This is a genomic window from Catenovulum adriaticum (assembly GCF_026725475.1).
GTDB classification, from domain to species: Bacteria; Pseudomonadota; Gammaproteobacteria; order Enterobacterales; family Alteromonadaceae; genus Catenovulum; species Catenovulum adriaticum.
The window spans coordinates 534,532-551,912 of the sequence record NZ_CP109965.1; the positions used below are offsets into that span (position 1 = coordinate 534,532).

The window sequence follows — 17,381 nt, forward strand, 5'->3', positions numbered from 1 at the left end:
AAATCAGTGTCTGTTTTTTTTACAGTGCATCTAATTAATAATTTTTTAATTACCAAAAAGTTATATTTTTCATGAGCTTTTTGGTGTTGGTATGTTATTTGCATTTGTTCTTTTATTAAAAATGAGCTAAATCAAAACTGAAATTTATTTGTCTGCTCAAAAGCTAAAAAAGGAAGCGGAACGATGTCTAATAAACCTGTTGAACAGAAAGCAGAGATAAACTCTGAACAAGCTAACGCTAGTGGTCGCCGTAACTTTATAAAGAAAGGTGCGTTAGGCGCAGCCTTGATTACAACTGTAAGTAGTAAATCTGCCTGGGCTACAAATTGTAATTGCTCTGGTAATTTGTCAAATAACGCTTCAGTGCAAGATAACTTTCAAACGTGTGACCAAATTTATGGTTATAGTCAAGGTGCTTGGGGTGGTAACGGCGGTGGCGATGCTGTCGTTGTGTCAAACTTCATTGGCACCTATTATGGTAATGGCGTGACGTTACCGAATATGACGTTGGAAGAGTTATTTTTTAATAATGCTTATTTGATTGGTTTGCCTTTATCAAGGCTCGATTCAAAAGCAGAAGCGAAAGCGATTTATAAAAATAATAAACTTCCAAGTGGTTCAGGTTCTTGGAGCAAAGCTCAGTGGGTTGCTCATACGCTGGGGTTAACAGCCCAGTATGTATTAAGTAATTCAAATAAATTCAAAGGTGAATGGCGCCAGCGTATTACCGCCGCGTTAAACGCCACGGTTTGGGCTATTATGCTAGATGAAACAACAAATAATCCTGAATCTGCTATTTGTAGTACAGTCGGAGATTGGTTTTATTATCCACTGACTTTATCTGCTATTTTACAAACGAACGAATCGACTTTATCTGGATATCATAATCATCCATAGTCAAGCCTTGTTTAGCAATAGGTGAAAAGAGTGAGCGAATCAAATGTTTGTTATTGCTTAATGCAACATTATGCACTTGAACCTATAGGCGAACTTAGTGCTGTCTTTGATAGCTTTACCGGAGAAACACACTTTGTTTCTCCTCCTCTGTCTGATTTATTAAATAAAAAACCGCACAGCCCCTTTACGCCATTTCGTTTGCGACAGCCAGTTACAGATGATGATTACATTTTAGAGCAACAGTTGGCATCAGCGATTAAGCTCGGTATGATTAAAGCAATTTAATTTGATTGAAAGGATTTTTTCGTTTGTATTCTAGTTCTCTTGTATTAGGTCCTTTTAAGTTTAAAATAAACTCATCCATTAAAAGTGTAAAAAACGAACTAGAGCTTTTATATCAAGATTTTACACCTGTAACCACTAATGATTTTATTGATTTTAACATCGATATTAGCAAACCAAATAATTTCAGGCGTTGGATAAAACCCCAAGTTAATTTTGTTGTCGATGAGCATTATCCATTTAAACCTTTACCTTTAGATCATGCTTTTCCGATGCTTGAATGGGGTATGAATTGGTGCATTGCGTCTAACGCTCATCAGTACTTTATCTTACACGCAGGGGCTGTTGAACGAAATGGCTGTGTCATCGTATTACCAGCCCATTCAGGGGCAGGAAAAAGCACACTTACAGCCTCTCTTGTTTATAGAGGCTGGCGTCTTTTTTCAGATGAACTCGCTCTTTTTTCGTTAAAGGATAAGCTCGTTTACCCCCTGGCAAGGCCGATAAATTTAAAAAATCAATCAATTGAAGTTATTAAAAATTTTTTACCTGAAAGCATATTTAGCCAAGTAGTGAAAGACACCCACAAAGGAACAGTTGCTTTGCTTAAACCACCTAAAGCCAGTGTTGAGCAATCTAAAATTCCTGCTGCGCCGTCTCATTTTATTTTTCCTAAATATGTAGAGGGCAGTTCTACAAAGCTTAAACCTTGCTCTGTCGAGTATGCTTTTAAACAAATTATCGAACAAGGCTTTAACTACCATATATTAGGTGAGGAAGCTTTTGTTTTGATTAGCCATTATTTAAGAAACTCGCCTACCTACACATTAGAATATAGCGATTTTGAGCAAGCTAATACTGTATTAAGAGGGTTAGTTGATTAATTATGTGTATTTTAATCAAAACACTAAAATCACCAAAATCAGTAAATAACTTTAGTGCTGAAGAATGGCAAACACTAATGCTACAAGCCAAGAAATCAAATTTATTTGGTCGTCTGAGTTATTTGTTGAAAGCGAGTGACCTTCCCATTCCAAACTCATTACAATGGCATTTTGACGCCTACGACAAAAAAGCACGAATGCAGCAACGTCAAGTAAAGTACGAATTTAAAATACTTAACGAAACGTTTAAGCCATTTTCGTCAGGTTATAAATTGTTAAAAGGTGCTGCGTACATAGCGCATGATTTAGCTAATGCTCAAGGAAGAAGCTTTTCAGATATAGACATACTGGTTGAGCGTAAAACCTTAGGTGCGATGGAATTGAGGTTGCGTATAGCGGGCTGGCTTAGAACTGAAATAGATGACTACGATGATAAATATTATCGTGAATGGATGCATGAAATCCCACCTTTGTTTCATAAAGACAGAGCAACAGTGTTGGATGTCCACCATAATATTTTACCAAAGACAAATAAGCATCATTTTAACGCTGAGCAATTTCAGTATCAGACAGTAGAGATCGAAAATATTGGATCTGTAACAACGCTCACGTACCTTGATATGTTTATTCACTGTGCCGTTCATTTAATGACTGAAAGTGAATTTCATAATGGACTGCGAGATATAGTTGATTTGGACAGTTTAGCGACTGAGTTTTCTAATAAAAATACAGACTTTACAACTGAGCTTTATCAACGCAGTTTGGAACTGGGCGTTGAATCTTATGTCTATTTAGCACTTAGGTATGTAGCGGGCATTATGGAAAATCCGTCAGCCAAAAAAGCGCTAGAAAATTTTAAATCCACGTCTACCAGCCATTTATGGTTGTGGGATTTTGCTTTTTTTAATGTGCTGAAACCTGACACTCATGACTGTCGCAACTACAAGACTTTTATTGCTAAATTTTTACTGTATTGGAGAGGTCATTTAAATCGTATGCCATTGCATTTATTGGTGCCTCATTTATTCAAAAAATCCTACATGAAAATAAAAGACAGCTTGGATAAAGGTAAGTCGATAGAAGGCCAACACTTGCCATAAACGCAGCTGTATAGCACGGTTAACTATAGCTGACTGTGCTTTTTTAATAAATTTTGTAAATGTTCGGCTGGTATTGCGTAAGTAATTCCGCTGGGATCAGTTAGAGCTGATTCTTTACTCGATTTTATAAACACTTTATTTATAACAGCTAGAACCTTACCTGTCTTTTGGTCGTATACTGGACTTCCACTATTGCCTGGGTAAGCTGTAGCATCTAGCTGGTAAGTCAGAAACGGTTTTTTCAGGCGTTTTAGTGCTGAAATACTAAGCTGATTAGCATTTGCAGCGGGTGTTACAACAGGGGTGACAGCTGAAATTATTCCTCTGTGTGTAACAGGGTACAGACCTAATACAGCGCCAATTGGAAAGCCGGTAAAAGCAATTTCAGTACCAGCGGGTTGTGAACCTCTAGCTAATTTTAGCGGCGTAATATTAAGGTTATTGGAAGTACTTATTTTTAATAATGCAAGATCATGAGCGGCATCGTAAGTTAACACGCTAAAATCGATTAATTTAGGGCGGTTACCTTCGCCGACAAATATAACCCGTTTTTCATTTTCTTGTATATTTAAATCATCACTGATTAAATGATAATTTGTTACAATTAAATGATCACGGATAAAGAATCCGGTGCCTTTTAATTGAGCTCTCGGGCTACCTAAAGGTTTATAAGTGCCAATCCCAACGACGGCTGACTTTACACTTTTTATAGTGTCGACCAAATTGGCCAGAGCTGAAAATGAAACTAAATAGAAAAAAACAACAAAGGCTAGTTTTATCATGGGCCTTTCCTTACAATGATTTAACTTTTTACATGGTAATGGAAAAGACTGCATAAATGGAATTTTTATTTTCCGTAAAAAAAATACTGGGGGTGTTGATCTCGCCTTTGCCAGTGTCTGTGTTACTGCTAATCGCGGGCAGTGTTTTATTATTAAAAACTGCTCAGTTTCAATATCGTAAATATGTAAAAATATTTATTTTCAGTGGTGTAGGTTTGCTTATTCTTGCAAGTTCGCCAATTACCGCATTTTATTTGTTGAGACCGATAGAAACAGCCTATCCTAAATATCAAGATGAACTAAAAAAAGTAGATAATATTGTGGTGCTAGGTTGCTATCATAGTTCAGACAAGCAACTACCAGATATTGCCAATGTTCACCCATGTTCTTTATATCGTTTAATTGAAGCGCTTAGATTGTCGCGTGTTTACCCCTCAGCTCAGTTATATTTAACTGGGTGGCAGAGTGATGACGAACACAAAATGAGCCACCCTGAATATTCTGCTAAAATTTTAATGAGCCTAGGTGTTGATAGGCATAGAATTACCGCAATTGAAGGGAGTAAAGATACCGAAGAGGAAGTTCTGGTGCTAAAACCAGTACTAAGACATAAGCAAACTTTAGTTGTTAGTTCGGCAAGCCATTTTTATCGAGCTATGAAATTATTTGATGCCCATAATGTAAAAGTAACCCCAGTTCCAATTGAGTATTTAACTCATAAAGGTGGTCCTTGGAGCTGGCGTTTATTAATACCTGATCCTGACGCTTTACAAATGACGCAAAGAGCAATTTATGAATATTTAGGCAATATTTGGGTTAATGTTAAATCAGAGTTTGAACCTAATGACTGAAAAAAAACCACCAATAAACAAAAGCACAATGAAAATAGTGCCCGTTTTTTCTGGTGGAGGTACTCGCCTACCTGCCTATATTGGTATCTTAAAAGCACTTCATGAATTAAAAATTGAATTTAGCAGTATTGTTGGTGTCTCTGGAGGCAGTATTATTTCAGCTTTATACTGCTCAGGAATGAGTATTGAGGCCATTAAGCAGCTCGCATTAAACACCAACTTTAAACAGTTTAAAGGCTATAGTTTAATTCGTTTGATAAAAGATGGAGGATTAAGTTCAGGCGATAGTTTCGAACACTGGATGGATAAGCAACTTAACGGCAAAACATTTTCTGATTTACCTCATGATTTAAATATTTTAGCGACTGATGTGAATGGGGGCGGGCCGGTTATTTTTAATAAAAAAGTATCACCCAAGCTTAAAGTATCTAAAGCTGTACGTTTTTCGATGTCGATACCACTCGTGTTTAGCTTTCAAAAATATCAGGATCATATTTTAACAGATGGTGCCATTTTAGCTGAAGATGCTTTGTTTAACGATTGGGCCGGAGATGGTACGCCTACGGTTTGCTTTAGACTTAAAAGTAAGCCTCAAAGTTTAAAACAGCAAAAGTACTCCATGTTTCCACTAAAAAACTATGTACTTATGCTTGTTAAGACTTTTATGACCGCTGTATCAAGAGAATATGTTCAAGCGGAACATTGGCATAGCACGATAGTGATTGATACAGGCGATATATCACCAGTTGACTTTGCTTTAACTGAAACGCAAAAAAATGCTTTGTATAAAGTGGGTTATTTAACGGCTATGTCAATTATTCCTAAAAAAATTATAATCCCTATTAATTCCTAGCTATACTTTTTATCTAGCTTTACGGGCAGTAAATCGACTATGCTAAATGTAGTCACATATAAGAATAAATAATTAGATGTTTGGTGGATAACATGAAAACCTTAAAAAAATATGCAGACAAGCCGATAATCGGCCCTGTAATAAAAAAAGCGATGCAGTATTTAGCAAATAGAGAAATTGATAGCATTGCTAACCACTTTTCAAAATTCTTAAGCCCCAAACTCGCCTATTCACCCGAGCTAAAAGAGCGAGTTTATAAAATAAGACATAACGTTTATTGTGATGAACTATCTTTTTTAGAAAAGCATGAAAGTGGGCTTGAAACTGATCAATTTGATGACCATTCGCTTCATTGTGCGATTGAACATAAACCATCACATACGTTTGCCGGAACAGTCCGGTTGGTTTATTCGCCAAATGAAACTAAAAAATTACCGATTGAAGCTTATTGCGCCAATTCTATTGATAAAAATGAAGTTCATCCAACAGACTTTAGACGCGATCAAATATTTGAAATATCTAGGCTAGCGATACCTTCTCATTTTAGAAGACGAAATACAGATAGATTTAAAGGTTCAGCGACAGGTGTTATTAATGAACAGGTATACTCTGAAGCTGAATTACGTTGTTTTCCTTTTATTGCAATCGGCTTATATTTGTCCGGTGCTGCATTATCTCAACATGAGGGGATGGAGCACTGTTTTGTAATGATGGAGCCAAGATTAGCAAGAAGCCTTAGGTTTGTAGGTATCCCATTTAAGCAAATAGGTCCTACGGTCGATTATCATGGGAAAAGAGCGCCATATTACATTAACAATAAAATTTTAATGCAAAGTTTAAACTCTGGTTTTAAAAAGCTTTTATTTAAGATTGAAGACGAACTAGAGGAGCAGTTTATTGCAGCTCGGCAATTTAAAACCGAATTTCCGAGTAACCCACCATCACTAAAGACGACTCATAACAATAGTTTTGTCGCTTTAAATGGTGAGCGTTTGTTTCAAGTATAAGTAAAGGGTTAAACATGTTTGAATATCAAAATGCGTTTTCCAGAAATATTGGTTGGCTAACAAACGAAGAACAACTAAGTTTAAAACAAAAAAGAGTTGCTACCGCAGGTGCTGGAGGGGTTGGCAGTGAACATATAGTGACATTATCTCGATTAGGTGTCGGGAAATTTAACATCTCTGACTTTGATGAATATGAAGTTCATAACTTTAACCGTCAAGCTGGTGCTTTTATGTCGACAGTTGGGCGCCCTAAAGTCGAAGTGATGGAAAATGTTGCAAAAGATATTAACCCTGAAGCTGAAATAAAAAGTTTTCCAGAAGGGATATTTGAGCATAACGTCGATGAATTTTTAGAAGATGTTGACGTTTACGTTGATAGTTTGGATTATTTCGCCTTGCAAGCCAGAAAACTGGTATATAAAAAATGCTACGAGAAACAAATCCCCATCGTGGTTGCTGCGCCAATTGGGATGGGCGTCGCGTTGCTATGCTTTACGCCTGATAGCATGGATTATGAAAGTTATTTTCGTTTTGAAGATTGTAAAACCGAAAACGAGCAGCTCGTCAAATTTTTAATCGGTCTGACGCCTTCTTTAATTCAACGTAGTTATTTGGTTGACCCTTCTACTAGTGATTTCATTGCTCAAAAAGCGCCTTCACTACCTATGGGGGTCAAGCTATGTGGCGGGGCGGCAGCTTCTTATGTTTTAAAACTATTATTAGGCCGAGGTGAGGTATTAACGGCTCCCAGAGGTCTACACTTCGATGCTTATAAAAACAAATTAGTAAAGACTTGGCGTCCGTGGGGGAATCGGAACCCAATTCAAAGGCTTATGTTTTCAATCGCTAAAAAAATAGTATTGAAAACAAAATAAGATTAAAAAGTAGAATAGTGTTGTGCATATCAGCTGTACTAACAGTATTCTACTGGCCCTTTTATTTTTAAGAACGTTCAATAATTTTATCTTATCTAACCACCAATCTGTTGACTTGATGCTGCTGTTTAACCTAAATCAACACATCTATTTTATACGAGAGCGCTGTTTATAAATGTAACCTCGAACGGTTTTGCTCAAACATAATGCTGAGGCTCACATACGCTAATATTTCATGTATTATTTTAATGGCCTTTTAACTCTATAATTAGATCACCTTAATAGAATTAGCGAATTGGATATTTTTAATTCATTATAAAACCGTAAGTTAGAAAGCTCCACGTCACTAATATTATTTAGGTGTCTATTTTTTTTACAATCCCACTTCATTCGTTTTTTCACCTAATCTTAAGGCACTGATATACCGCCATTTTGCGAGTTTGGCACAAGCTATGCGTGTGTAATTACGTAACTTGTTTACAACCATAGAGAAGGATACTTAACATGAAAAACTTTACACGCCGTACTCTCGCAACATTGGTACTTTCAAGTGCTATGATTGGAACCAGCGCTCAAGCTGCAATCGTAACGTCTTGGAATTATCTCAATGAAGCGGGTTTTATTGATGCTTCACCTAGTGCAGTTGTTGAAAGTGATTTTCAGGCTCAAAATGTTCTAAGCCAAGATACCAACCGAACTTTAACTTGGGGTACTGCTGAGGTGCCAGCGGATGGACCAAGTATGCTGACTGTAGAGGAAGGTCAAGGTGGTGTTATTGATACTGTAGTAGCTAATACCCCATTAATGGATTCTGATTTTGAAAGTGGTACAACTGTTACGCACAATAATTATAGAGTTGGAGGTTCTGACCTATTAGAAAGTGCGATTTTGTTAGATGGTTTGCGTTTAAGTATTGATGATTGGGAATTGGCTGATTCAGTTCCACCAGAAACTTCAGCGATTGAGATTGGGATTGGCTTTGAATTTTTGGAAACGCCTAACAGACCTAATGGCGATGGCACTTTAGGTGGAACCTGTATTGATGGAAGTGCTGCAGGTACCGATATCAATGATACAGATCCAAACGAAGGTTTTGGCTGTGATGACTATTTTATTTTAGAGCCGATTCCGGGAGTGGACTTTACGTTTAATGATGGCGGTGATTTAGATCCGAGTAATGATTACGTTGAATTTGTCATCGGTTTTGATTTAAATAGCATTTTAGCCCCAGGTTTTGCGGCAGCGAACAACCTGCAAACTCAATATGAAGTTGTCACTCGTTTAACAGGGTTAACCGTTACCACCGATTATTGTGGTAGTCAGGGCGTTCCTTGTGTCGGTTTTGCTACGCAAGAGTTGCGTGATAATGAATTGTTTGCTGACTTTGCAGTACGAGCAGTTCCTGAACCTGAAACAGTTGCGCTATTTGGTATTGGCCTTTTAGGTTTAGGTCTTACTGCAAGACGTCGCCGTAAATAAAGAAAGTATTATTTTCTTTTCAACAAAAGACCAAATAAGTCTCCTTATTTGGTCTTTTTAGTTTACATAACACGATTTTTTAAATTTATCTTCTTAAACCCAATATCAATCAATTAGTTCACTAAATCTCGTTATCTCTGCTTTGCCTAAAACATTTTCCACTCACCTCCAATTATAAATAAAGATCAACACAGCTCATAGTATTTAGTCGGTGCTATCGATTTATCAAGAACCTCGCTTATTCACACAAGATGTATGGATACACAAAAGTAATAAATGTGAAGGGCAATGATATTCAGTGCTGCAACCACCAGCATTGATTTGCTTTACTCACTAAATTTAAGACTAAATATTATATATCAGCATATTAATCTGGAACTTATCGTGTCAATTTAAAATATTTAACCTCAATTCGGGTTAAGTTGCATTCAAACTAATTGAATTATTCTTCTTGTCAGTAATTTTTACAGCAGGTATATTTCAATACAGAGGTTTAATTGTAATGTATTGATTTTGTTTGTTTATTTTGTTTTGGCACAGATGGTGCATTGAATTGAAGTAACAAAAACATTTTATAGTTTAGTACTCAAAGGAATAAATGATGAAAAATACAATTCTTGCTGTGTCTGGTGCTTTAGCGTTGTTGAGCGGTGTTGCAAACGCTGCAATCATCACGACTTGGGATTATAATAACCAAGCTGGTTTTACGAATGATGTAACGCCTGGCTCAGTTAACAAAACTGGCTTTCAAGCTCAAGACGTTTTAGATCAGGATACTTATAAAAAATTAAGCTGGGGTGATTCGATTGATAACTTACCCGTTAGCTCTTTAGTCGTTGATAGCCCTAAATCAGGTAGTTTAACAACTGTAGCACTTGAAGATACACTTCAAGACAGTGATTTTGTTGAGGGTACTCATATGACTCACAACAACTATCGTATCGGCGGTCCTAGCTCTAACTATTTACAATCAGCAACATTACTAGACGGTTTACGATTAACTGCTACAGGTTGGGATGCTGGTACAGCTTTTCCATCATTACCTGGTAACTCTATTCAAATCGGTTTAGGTTTTGATTTTATTGAAACACCAAATCGCCCAGATTCAGGTATTTGTGTTGACGGAAATGTGGCTGGAACAGATTTCGATAATGTAGATCCTAACGAAGGTGCTGGTTGTGACGATTATTTCATTTTACAGCCTAACCCTGATTTAGTTTTCACCATTGATCCGTTAAAAGAAATTGTTGAATTTAAAATTGTCGTTGATTTATTAAACTATGGCTTCCCACCAGCTTTAGCTGCTTCATTAGATTTAAACACAGTTTATGAAGTGACAACTCGTTTAACTGGCTTAACTATTGTTGATGATTTTTGTGGCAACCAAGCTACACCTTGTGTAGGTTTTGCAACCAAAGAGTTAGAAGAAAACACATTGTTAGCTGAATTCGCAGTTCAAGCTGTTCCAGAACCTGCTTCAATTGCAATTTTTGGTTTAGGCTTATTTGGTTTAAGCATAGTCGCTCGTAAAAAGCGTCAAGCTTAATTCCCAACTGGCATTTCAAAATATCAAAAAACCTCACATTAGTGGGGTTTTTTTGTATTTGTACTAAACAGGTTAATCTAGTTTAATAGAAGTACCGATAAACTCTTTGGATACTATGGTTATTCCTACTGAATAGACCAACTTTAAGCCAAGTTAGTCGTGTCTGAAATGGAGTTTTTAATGAATCTTAAGCAATCTACATTACTCGCTGTACTGTTTTTCTTGTCAGGTTTTTCCCAAGTTGTAGCTGCTGTGCTACAAGACAATGAAATTGTGGTGGATGGTATTTCATACCCATCTTTTAAAGCTGCGGAAAACTCAATTCAAGACTATAGTACTATTTACTTGGGGCCAGGTATTTATAGTGAAGGCCTCCATATCCGAGCCAATCATGTTTGGTTAACCGGAAGCCAAAAGACCCATTTTGTCGATGCAGCAATTGAAAACAAAGCTGCGATTGTTGTTTCGGGTAAAAATGTCACAATTGAAACAATAGAATGTAGTGATATATCTGTTTATACCCACAATGGGGCTTGCATTAGACAGCAAGCAAGCGGATTAACTCTCAGAAATGTCTATTTTCATGATAGCGAGCAGGGCGTTTTACAAGCTCATAGCACTGGTGATCTTACTATTGAATTCAGTCGCTTTGAACGATTGGGAGATTCTGGCAGGGCGCATGCTGTCTATAGTCACGGTGACAATCTAATTATCCGCGATAGTGTATTTATTGCCTCTAAAGATCAGGGCCACGAAATAAAATCGCGGTCAAAAACAACCCTGATTGAAAATACATTAATCTCTTCTCAGAACAGTGACGATAGTCGTTTAATCGATATTTCAGACGGTGGTCAGCTAATTATAACTAATTCAATTTTGCATCAAGGCGCGCAATCAGTGAACCGCCAGGTAATAGGTTTTGCGCTTGAAAATATGGGGAGAAAAAGGGAGCAGAGTATTGTAATAAAAGACTCTTTGATTGTAATGGAAAGAATTAAAGGCAACGAATTTTTGGCATTGAACTCAGATAAAAAATCACAGATAAAATTAGATGTGAGTGGTAATGTGTTAGTCGGTGCATTTTTAGATAGTGAAAACTATCAAGCACTCAACCGCGTGTTTGAAAGCAGGACTGATGCTAATATTGCCGCAGATAAATTACCCAACATTCAGCAGTTACCCAATTTACTAAACGCTTATAGAGCTCTGAAATGACAAAAAAAATTATTTTACTAATATTGTTATTATGCCTAAGCGTTTTGTTGGCTCGCTGGTATTTTTATACAGACTTATATGAGTTAAATATTAAAGCTGCCAAATATACAGAGCTTAATATTAATAAAAATAAAGGTTGGAAAGTTAGCTTATTAAAATTAATTGATGTTAGTCGTGCTGTATTACCTGAATATCAGCCTGTTCATATGGAAAGGTTAGATACGAGCATTGGTTATAAAAATAAGTTTTTAGATAAGCAAAAAGAGGATTGGCGTTTTATTTTTGATTTTTCAAATCAAAATGAAGTTAATCAGAACTCTATTATTGTTGAAACCAAACAAGCATTACAGCAGGCTATTTCAGATGTTAAACCCGGTACTGTTATTTATATGGCGCCAGGACGATACCTGATTAATAAAACCGTAAAGTTGGATCAGGCAGGGTTTGAGAATGCACCAATTGAATTAAAGTCATTAAATGAAGAAGAACCCGCAGAGTTGGTTGTGGTAACACAAGAAGGTTTTGTTTTAACAGCACCCTATTGGATTTTCTCTAATTTACGTTTTAGAGGAGATTGCGAGTTTGATACTCATTGCGAGCATGCATTGCACCTTGCAGGTAATGCTAAATATGCAGTTATCAGAAATAGCGAGTTCAAAAATTTTAATGCCCATATTAAAGCCAACGGTAATTATTCGGGCCAGTTTCCAGATTTTGTGTTGGTGGAAAACAATAATTTTACAAATGAGTGGGTTAGAGAAACTAAAAATCCTGTGACGCCGATAGATGTAGTCGGTGGCAGCAACTGGATCGTTAAACAAAATTTTATTGCTGATTTTGCAAGAAAAAATAAATCGAAAATGTCCGTTGCTTATGGTGCTTTTTTTAAAGGAGCAGGAGAAAATAGCTTATTTGAAGAAAATTTAGTCGCCTGTTCATGGAAACTTGATTATCAATCTGCTCTAGATGTTCGTATCGGTTTATCTATCGGGGGAGGTGGTTCTGGTAAGCGGTTTTGTCGGGATAAAAATTGTAATTTTGAATATAAAGATGGAAAGATCCATAATAACACTATTCTTAATTGCAGTGATGTAGGCATTTATTTAAACAAAGCTAAACAAAGCCAAGTGTATAATAATCTTTTGCTTAGTACGTTAGGTATTGATGCTAGGTTTCCTTCAACTAGTGCAGATATTTCAAATAATAGCCTTAATGGACGTATAAAGAGTAGAGACAATGCGAGCACCGTATTGGTAGATAATCACATATTATCTTATGAATTTCATAGCTTAAATGCTAATTAAAAAACAACAGTATAATAAAAAGAGCGATTATGATTGAAGGTTTATTGTTATTAGCAAACTTAGTGGCTGTTATTTTAGTTTGTCACTATGCAAACCAGCAGGAACAAAAGGAGTTGGATTCTAAAGGAAAAGACGATGCGTGATATAGTATTAGTATCTTGTTTTTTCATTATTTTATATTTTTCTTTTAAGCGCCCTTTCATTGGTGTATCCATGTGGCTTTGGGTTAGTATGTTTTTCCCAAATGGCTGGGTGTATGGTTTTGGGCGTAGCTTTCGCTATAGCTTAATGGTTGCTGGCGTCGCTATTTTAGGATATTTCTTGCATGAGAAAGATAAAATCGATTATTCAAAAAGTATTATGGTCGTCGCTTTTATTTTTTTATGTTGGACGTTTTTAAGTTCCTTATTAACGATTAACTATGGGTTCATTGTTTGGCCTGAATTTACCAAATTTTTTAAAGTCTTTTTATTGTTTGTATTTATTCAACTTATTTTTAAAAGGCAGCTTCATTTTGAAACCATGGCGTGGGCGCTTATTTTTTCTGTTTCATTTTATGGGGTAACAGAAGGGCTAAAGTTCATTTCTTCCTTTGGTAACCATATTATTAAAGGGTTGGGGGGACACATACTGCAAGATCGTAACTATTTAGCGTTAGCGATGAATATGGTACTTCCATTCTTATTTTACTTTATTCGTAAGCCAGGTTTACATCCCCAATTAAAATTGATTTTAATTGGTATCTTTGCGTGCAATGTTATTGCTATTTTGGGTAGTTACTCCCGCTCAGGTTTAATTGGCTTAATTGTTATCTTTTTTATGCTGACTCGTTATTCTAAACAGCGGGTTAAAATTTTAGTGGTAACTAGCATTATTGTCATTACCGCAATTCAATTTTTACCTGATGCTTGGTTTGACCGGATGAATACGATTGAATCAGCAGCACAGGACGACGCATCATTTTTAGGCCGCGTAGCCGCTTGGAAGGTCTCGGCTGCTATTGCATTTGATAACCCTTTGTTAGGAGGCGGTTTTAAAGCTGTTGAAAACTACGATATTTGGCTCGAGAAAATGTACAAATATTCAGGGGGATTTTTAGGTGAAATTGATGATTATGGGTATGCGAAAGCCGCTCATAGTTTATATTTTCAATTGCTGGGCGATCATGGGTTTGGTGGTTTATTTATATACTTGTTTTTACTTTTTGTGACTTATTTAAAGCTTAGAAAAGTCATTAAAAGCCATGACAAAAATGAATGGCCCAGACAGTATGCGGAAATGATGATGATATCATTTGCTGTTTATGTCGTAGCGGGCTCCACGATTAGTGTTGCGGTAACAGACCATCCATTTGCTATGTTTGCGATGGCGAGTTGTTTACCAATTAAACCAAAGCAAAATAAGCAAAACATATATTCGGCACACTAATTTGTAAGCTGACGCTCGATAAAAAGCGTCAGCTTACATTTTTCAAATATACCTATGATAGATCGCGCTTAGCTTCATCCACAGGCGGTGGAAGGTTCACACTGTACAGAATACTTCTATACAGTGTTAATTTAGTTACAAACCCTCTCTCATGTTTTCAATGGATTTTTGTTCAGTTGGATTTTTGCTTTTGAGCCCAGTTAACAGAGCTTTTGCTTCTTGAGCTTTTCCATCTTTAATGAGTATGTTGGCTAAATTCAGTTTTAGAGCGACCACGTCTGGGTGCTTTTTAATGCCTTTCGTTAGTACATCTTGAGCTTTAGCTATTGATCCAGTGCGGTATAGGGCTAAACTGTGAGTATCTATAACTTCCACGTTATTAGGTGCTAAATCGTAAGCAATACTTGAGTACTCTAACGCTTTATTAGGATCACCATGAGATAACACCAGCCAAGCTATATTGTTATAAGGTGCGCTATCTTTTGGATTATATTTAGTTAACAACGTATATTGGTCTACAGCTTTTTGTGGGTCACTATTAACAAACTGCTCCGCTAATAGTTGACGAATCACCAGGTCTGACGGTACTTTTTCAAGATGGTCATATAAAAATTGAATCGCTTGCTTGTCTTGTTGCATGCGTTTGTAGCAAGTAAATAGCAATAAAGCATTTTCACTACTGGATTTGAGCTTATATAAGCTTTTTAATCCAGATTCTGCCGCTTCATATCTTTGTTCATAAAAAGCGATTTTGCCTTCATACGCTTTAGTGGCGCTTGGGTAATTCCCCAACTTGTTCAATTCAGCTAATTTAGTTTTGGCTTGATCTAATGCTTTTTTCTCAATTAAAACTTCAATTTCTAGCATTCTAAAATGGATACTATCAGGCGATTTAACCAAATAGTTTTGAATGAGTGATAAAGCTTTGTCGTACTTACTTTGAACTATTTGCATGTTGATTAATTTTAGCACTGGTGTAGGTGAGTTCGCTCTGCGAGCTTTCCATGCTTTATAAATATCTTCAGCTAATGAGTATTGTCCAGTTAATAAATAGGCATCTCCTAAAGCGTTATAATGCAAATCAGGCTTATTCGAAGCTTTATCTGATTCCAATTCTTTAATAACGTTATTGTATTGTTTTGCTTGCATCAATTGCGAAACATAATAATATTTTACGGAAGCGTTATCTGGATTGCTTTGTTTAATATCTTTTAACTTTTTAAGCGAGCGGTTAGCTTTGTCTTGTAACAACATCACGTAGCGATAAAGTCTTAACCCAGGTAGATAGGTGGGGGCAGCTTCAATCATTTTTTGAGCTAATTGCTCTGCTTTATCATATTGTTGCTGCTCAACTAAGCGAGAAGTTTTATAAAATAGTGATGCGGCATTTTTTGGATCAATCTCTAAAGCTTTATCAAAAATCTCCTGTGCTTTTTCTGCTTGCCCTGATAATCCATAGGCTGTCCCCAATGCATTTAAAGCCATGATTGAATCCGGCTCTTCTGTTTGCCATTGGGTTGCTAGTTCAATTGCTTTGTCGAATGCTTTATCTTCAATATAAGTCGAAACAAGCAGCTTTTTGATATTTTTGTTATCAGGATCTAGCTCTATCGAACGTTCGAAATCTTCAATACCAGATTTATCGTTTAAATAGAGTTTTAGTAAACCCGTTTGAGCCAATAGGCTTGGACTATCTTCTGCTGATTCTGCCTTTTGGATTAAAGCTTCAGCTTGGCTTATATCACCGCTTTTTATCAACTCATAACCAACGGATGTCAAAAGTTTACTATCTTGCTCATTCAATTCTGATTTAGCTAATAATTGATCCGCCGCTTCATTGGTATAACCTAATTGCAACCGCAAAAAGGTGATAATTTGATTCATCTTAGGGCTGTCTTTAAACAGGTCAGGTACTTTTTGTAAGTGATTGTAAGCTTGCTCATAGTTTTTAAGTTCAAAGTTACTTAAACCTGCAATAAGGTTTAATTTATTTGAATTTAAGTTTCTGGACAATGCATATTCAGAATCTGTTTTAGCTGCTTCATAGTCGCGTTGATGGTAATTAATAATCGATCTTAAGTAATGAGCGTAAGGTTGAGTTTCATCAACTTTTAAAATTTGCTTAATGACATCTGATGCTTCATCAAAATTATTGTTTTCAACCATCGCATTAGCGAGAAATAGTTTAGCGGGATGGTAAAGTGGTTGTTTATCCGAAAACTTCTTAAATAGCTCTACCGTTAAATCCATTTTTCGGTTTAAAAAGTAAATGTGAGCGGCGTTATAAATGACAAATAAATTATCCGGTGTTTTTAATAATTGTTGTGTGATATAAGCATTTGCTTGTGGAGCTTCTCCAGCTTCAACATGAATTAAAGCTTGTGCTATGTCAGAATATTTTTTGTTAGTATTCGCAGCTTTCTTTAGCCGTGCTAGCCCAGTCTCGCGTTCACCTTGTTTTAAATTGGCGATTGCAAAATAGATATTGGCTAGTTGGCTACCATCTTCCGACATAGTGCTAGGGTTATTTTTGTATACTTCTTGAGTATTTTTTAAATCTTCCGTTAGATGATAAATTCGAAACAATGACAACACCGCATTTTCGTCGACTTGTTTTAATTCAACGGCTCTATAAAGTTCTTTTTCAGCCAGAACCAAATTACCTAAACGCGCGTATATTTGTCCTAATTGCATGCGAGTATCAGGGTTTTCAGGATTGATTTGAATCGCATTTTTCAAGCTTATAATGGCGGCTTGATAATCTTTAGACTCAACTTGCTGACTTGCCTGTTCTACATAATCAGTCTCAGATGCCGGAGTACAAGCGGTTAATAATCCGATCATTAAAGAGCATAGTAATTTTTTTTGCATCTTATCC

The 17,381-nt window shown here is 36.3% G+C and carries 15 protein-coding genes; 13 read left to right on the top strand and 2 right to left on the bottom strand.

Features of this window, described 5'->3' with window-relative positions; translation table 11 throughout:
- Positions 1–183: 183 nt before the first annotated feature.
- From OLW01_RS02340 to OLW01_RS02355, 4 genes are read left to right on the top strand one after another with little or no spacing between them, the layout of a single operon-like run.
- The gene (locus OLW01_RS02340; protein WP_268075023.1) at positions 184–897 is read left to right on the top strand and encodes a hypothetical protein; all 714 of its coding nucleotides are present in this window, start codon (positions 184–186) and stop codon (positions 895–897) included.
- Between the two features lie 30 nt (positions 898–927).
- A complete protein-coding gene (locus tag OLW01_RS02345) occupies positions 928–1,182 on the top strand; it encodes a hypothetical protein (RefSeq protein WP_268075024.1) in 255 nt (84 codons plus the stop codon).
- Positions 1,183–1,205: 23 nt separating this feature from the next.
- Positions 1,206–2,063 (top strand): HprK-related kinase A, encoded by an 858-nt coding sequence (locus OLW01_RS02350; protein ID WP_268075025.1) that lies wholly within the window; start codon positions 1,206–1,208, stop codon positions 2,061–2,063.
- Between the two features lie 2 nt (positions 2,064–2,065).
- On the top strand, positions 2,066–3,163 hold the full coding sequence (locus OLW01_RS02355; protein WP_268075026.1) for a nucleotidyltransferase family protein: 1,098 nt from the start codon (positions 2,066–2,068) through the stop codon (positions 3,161–3,163).
- Between the two features lie 23 nt (positions 3,164–3,186).
- Here the strand turns inward: OLW01_RS02355 and OLW01_RS02360 are convergent, their stop codons facing one another.
- Entirely contained in the window at positions 3,187–3,945 is a 759-nt protein-coding gene (locus OLW01_RS02360; RefSeq protein ID WP_268075027.1) for a S1 family peptidase, read from the bottom strand.
- Between the two features lie 56 nt (positions 3,946–4,001).
- On the opposite strand from OLW01_RS02360, the gene OLW01_RS02365 reads away from it, so the two are divergent.
- The 9 genes from OLW01_RS02365 (at position 4,002) to OLW01_RS02405 (ending at position 14,503) form a co-directional block, all read left to right on the top strand.
- The gene (locus OLW01_RS02365; RefSeq protein ID WP_268075028.1) at positions 4,002–4,796 is read left to right on the top strand and encodes an ElyC/SanA/YdcF family protein; all 795 of its coding nucleotides are present in this window, start codon (positions 4,002–4,004) and stop codon (positions 4,794–4,796) included.
- Positions 4,789–5,649, top strand: coding sequence for a patatin-like phospholipase family protein (locus OLW01_RS02370; RefSeq protein WP_428980171.1), 861 nt, complete (start codon positions 4,789–4,791; stop codon positions 5,647–5,649). The genes OLW01_RS02365 and OLW01_RS02370 overlap by 8 nt, the downstream gene beginning before the upstream one ends.
- A 92-nt stretch (positions 5,650–5,741) precedes the next feature.
- Complete coding sequence (locus OLW01_RS02375) at positions 5,742–6,656, top strand: PEP-CTERM/exosortase system-associated acyltransferase (RefSeq protein ID WP_268075029.1); 915 nt, start codon at positions 5,742–5,744, stop codon at positions 6,654–6,656.
- Positions 6,657–6,670: 14 nt separating this feature from the next.
- Positions 6,671–7,531, top strand: coding sequence for a ThiF family adenylyltransferase (locus OLW01_RS02380; protein ID WP_268075030.1), 861 nt, complete (start codon positions 6,671–6,673; stop codon positions 7,529–7,531).
- 504 nt (positions 7,532–8,035) lie between these two features.
- Positions 8,036–9,010, top strand: a complete 975-nt coding sequence (locus tag OLW01_RS02385; protein WP_268075031.1) for a THxN family PEP-CTERM protein — start codon at positions 8,036–8,038, stop codon at positions 9,008–9,010.
- A gap of 601 nt (positions 9,011–9,611) precedes the next feature.
- Positions 9,612–10,556 carry a THxN family PEP-CTERM protein gene (locus OLW01_RS02390; protein ID WP_268075032.1) on the top strand — a complete coding sequence of 315 codons (945 nt, stop codon included), beginning with the start codon at positions 9,612–9,614 and terminating at the stop codon, positions 10,554–10,556.
- Between the two features lie 180 nt (positions 10,557–10,736).
- On the top strand, positions 10,737–11,771 hold the full coding sequence (locus OLW01_RS02395; protein ID WP_268075033.1) for a right-handed parallel beta-helix repeat-containing protein: 1,035 nt from the start codon (positions 10,737–10,739) through the stop codon (positions 11,769–11,771).
- 206 nt (positions 11,772–11,977) lie between these two features.
- Positions 11,978–13,075: a polysaccharide lyase domain-containing protein gene (locus tag OLW01_RS02400; RefSeq protein ID WP_268075034.1), complete on the top strand. Its 1,098-nt coding sequence runs from the start codon at positions 11,978–11,980 to the stop codon at positions 13,073–13,075.
- Between the two features lie 135 nt (positions 13,076–13,210).
- Positions 13,211–14,503 carry a putative O-glycosylation ligase, exosortase A system-associated gene (locus tag OLW01_RS02405; RefSeq protein WP_268075035.1) on the top strand — a complete coding sequence of 431 codons (1,293 nt, stop codon included), beginning with the start codon at positions 13,211–13,213 and terminating at the stop codon, positions 14,501–14,503.
- 135 nt (positions 14,504–14,638) lie between these two features.
- Here the strand turns inward: OLW01_RS02405 and prsT are convergent, their stop codons facing one another.
- Entirely contained in the window at positions 14,639–17,374 is a 2,736-nt protein-coding gene (gene prsT / locus OLW01_RS02410) for an XrtA/PEP-CTERM system TPR-repeat protein PrsT (protein ID WP_268075036.1), read from the bottom strand.
- Positions 17,375–17,381 lie beyond the last annotated feature (7 nt).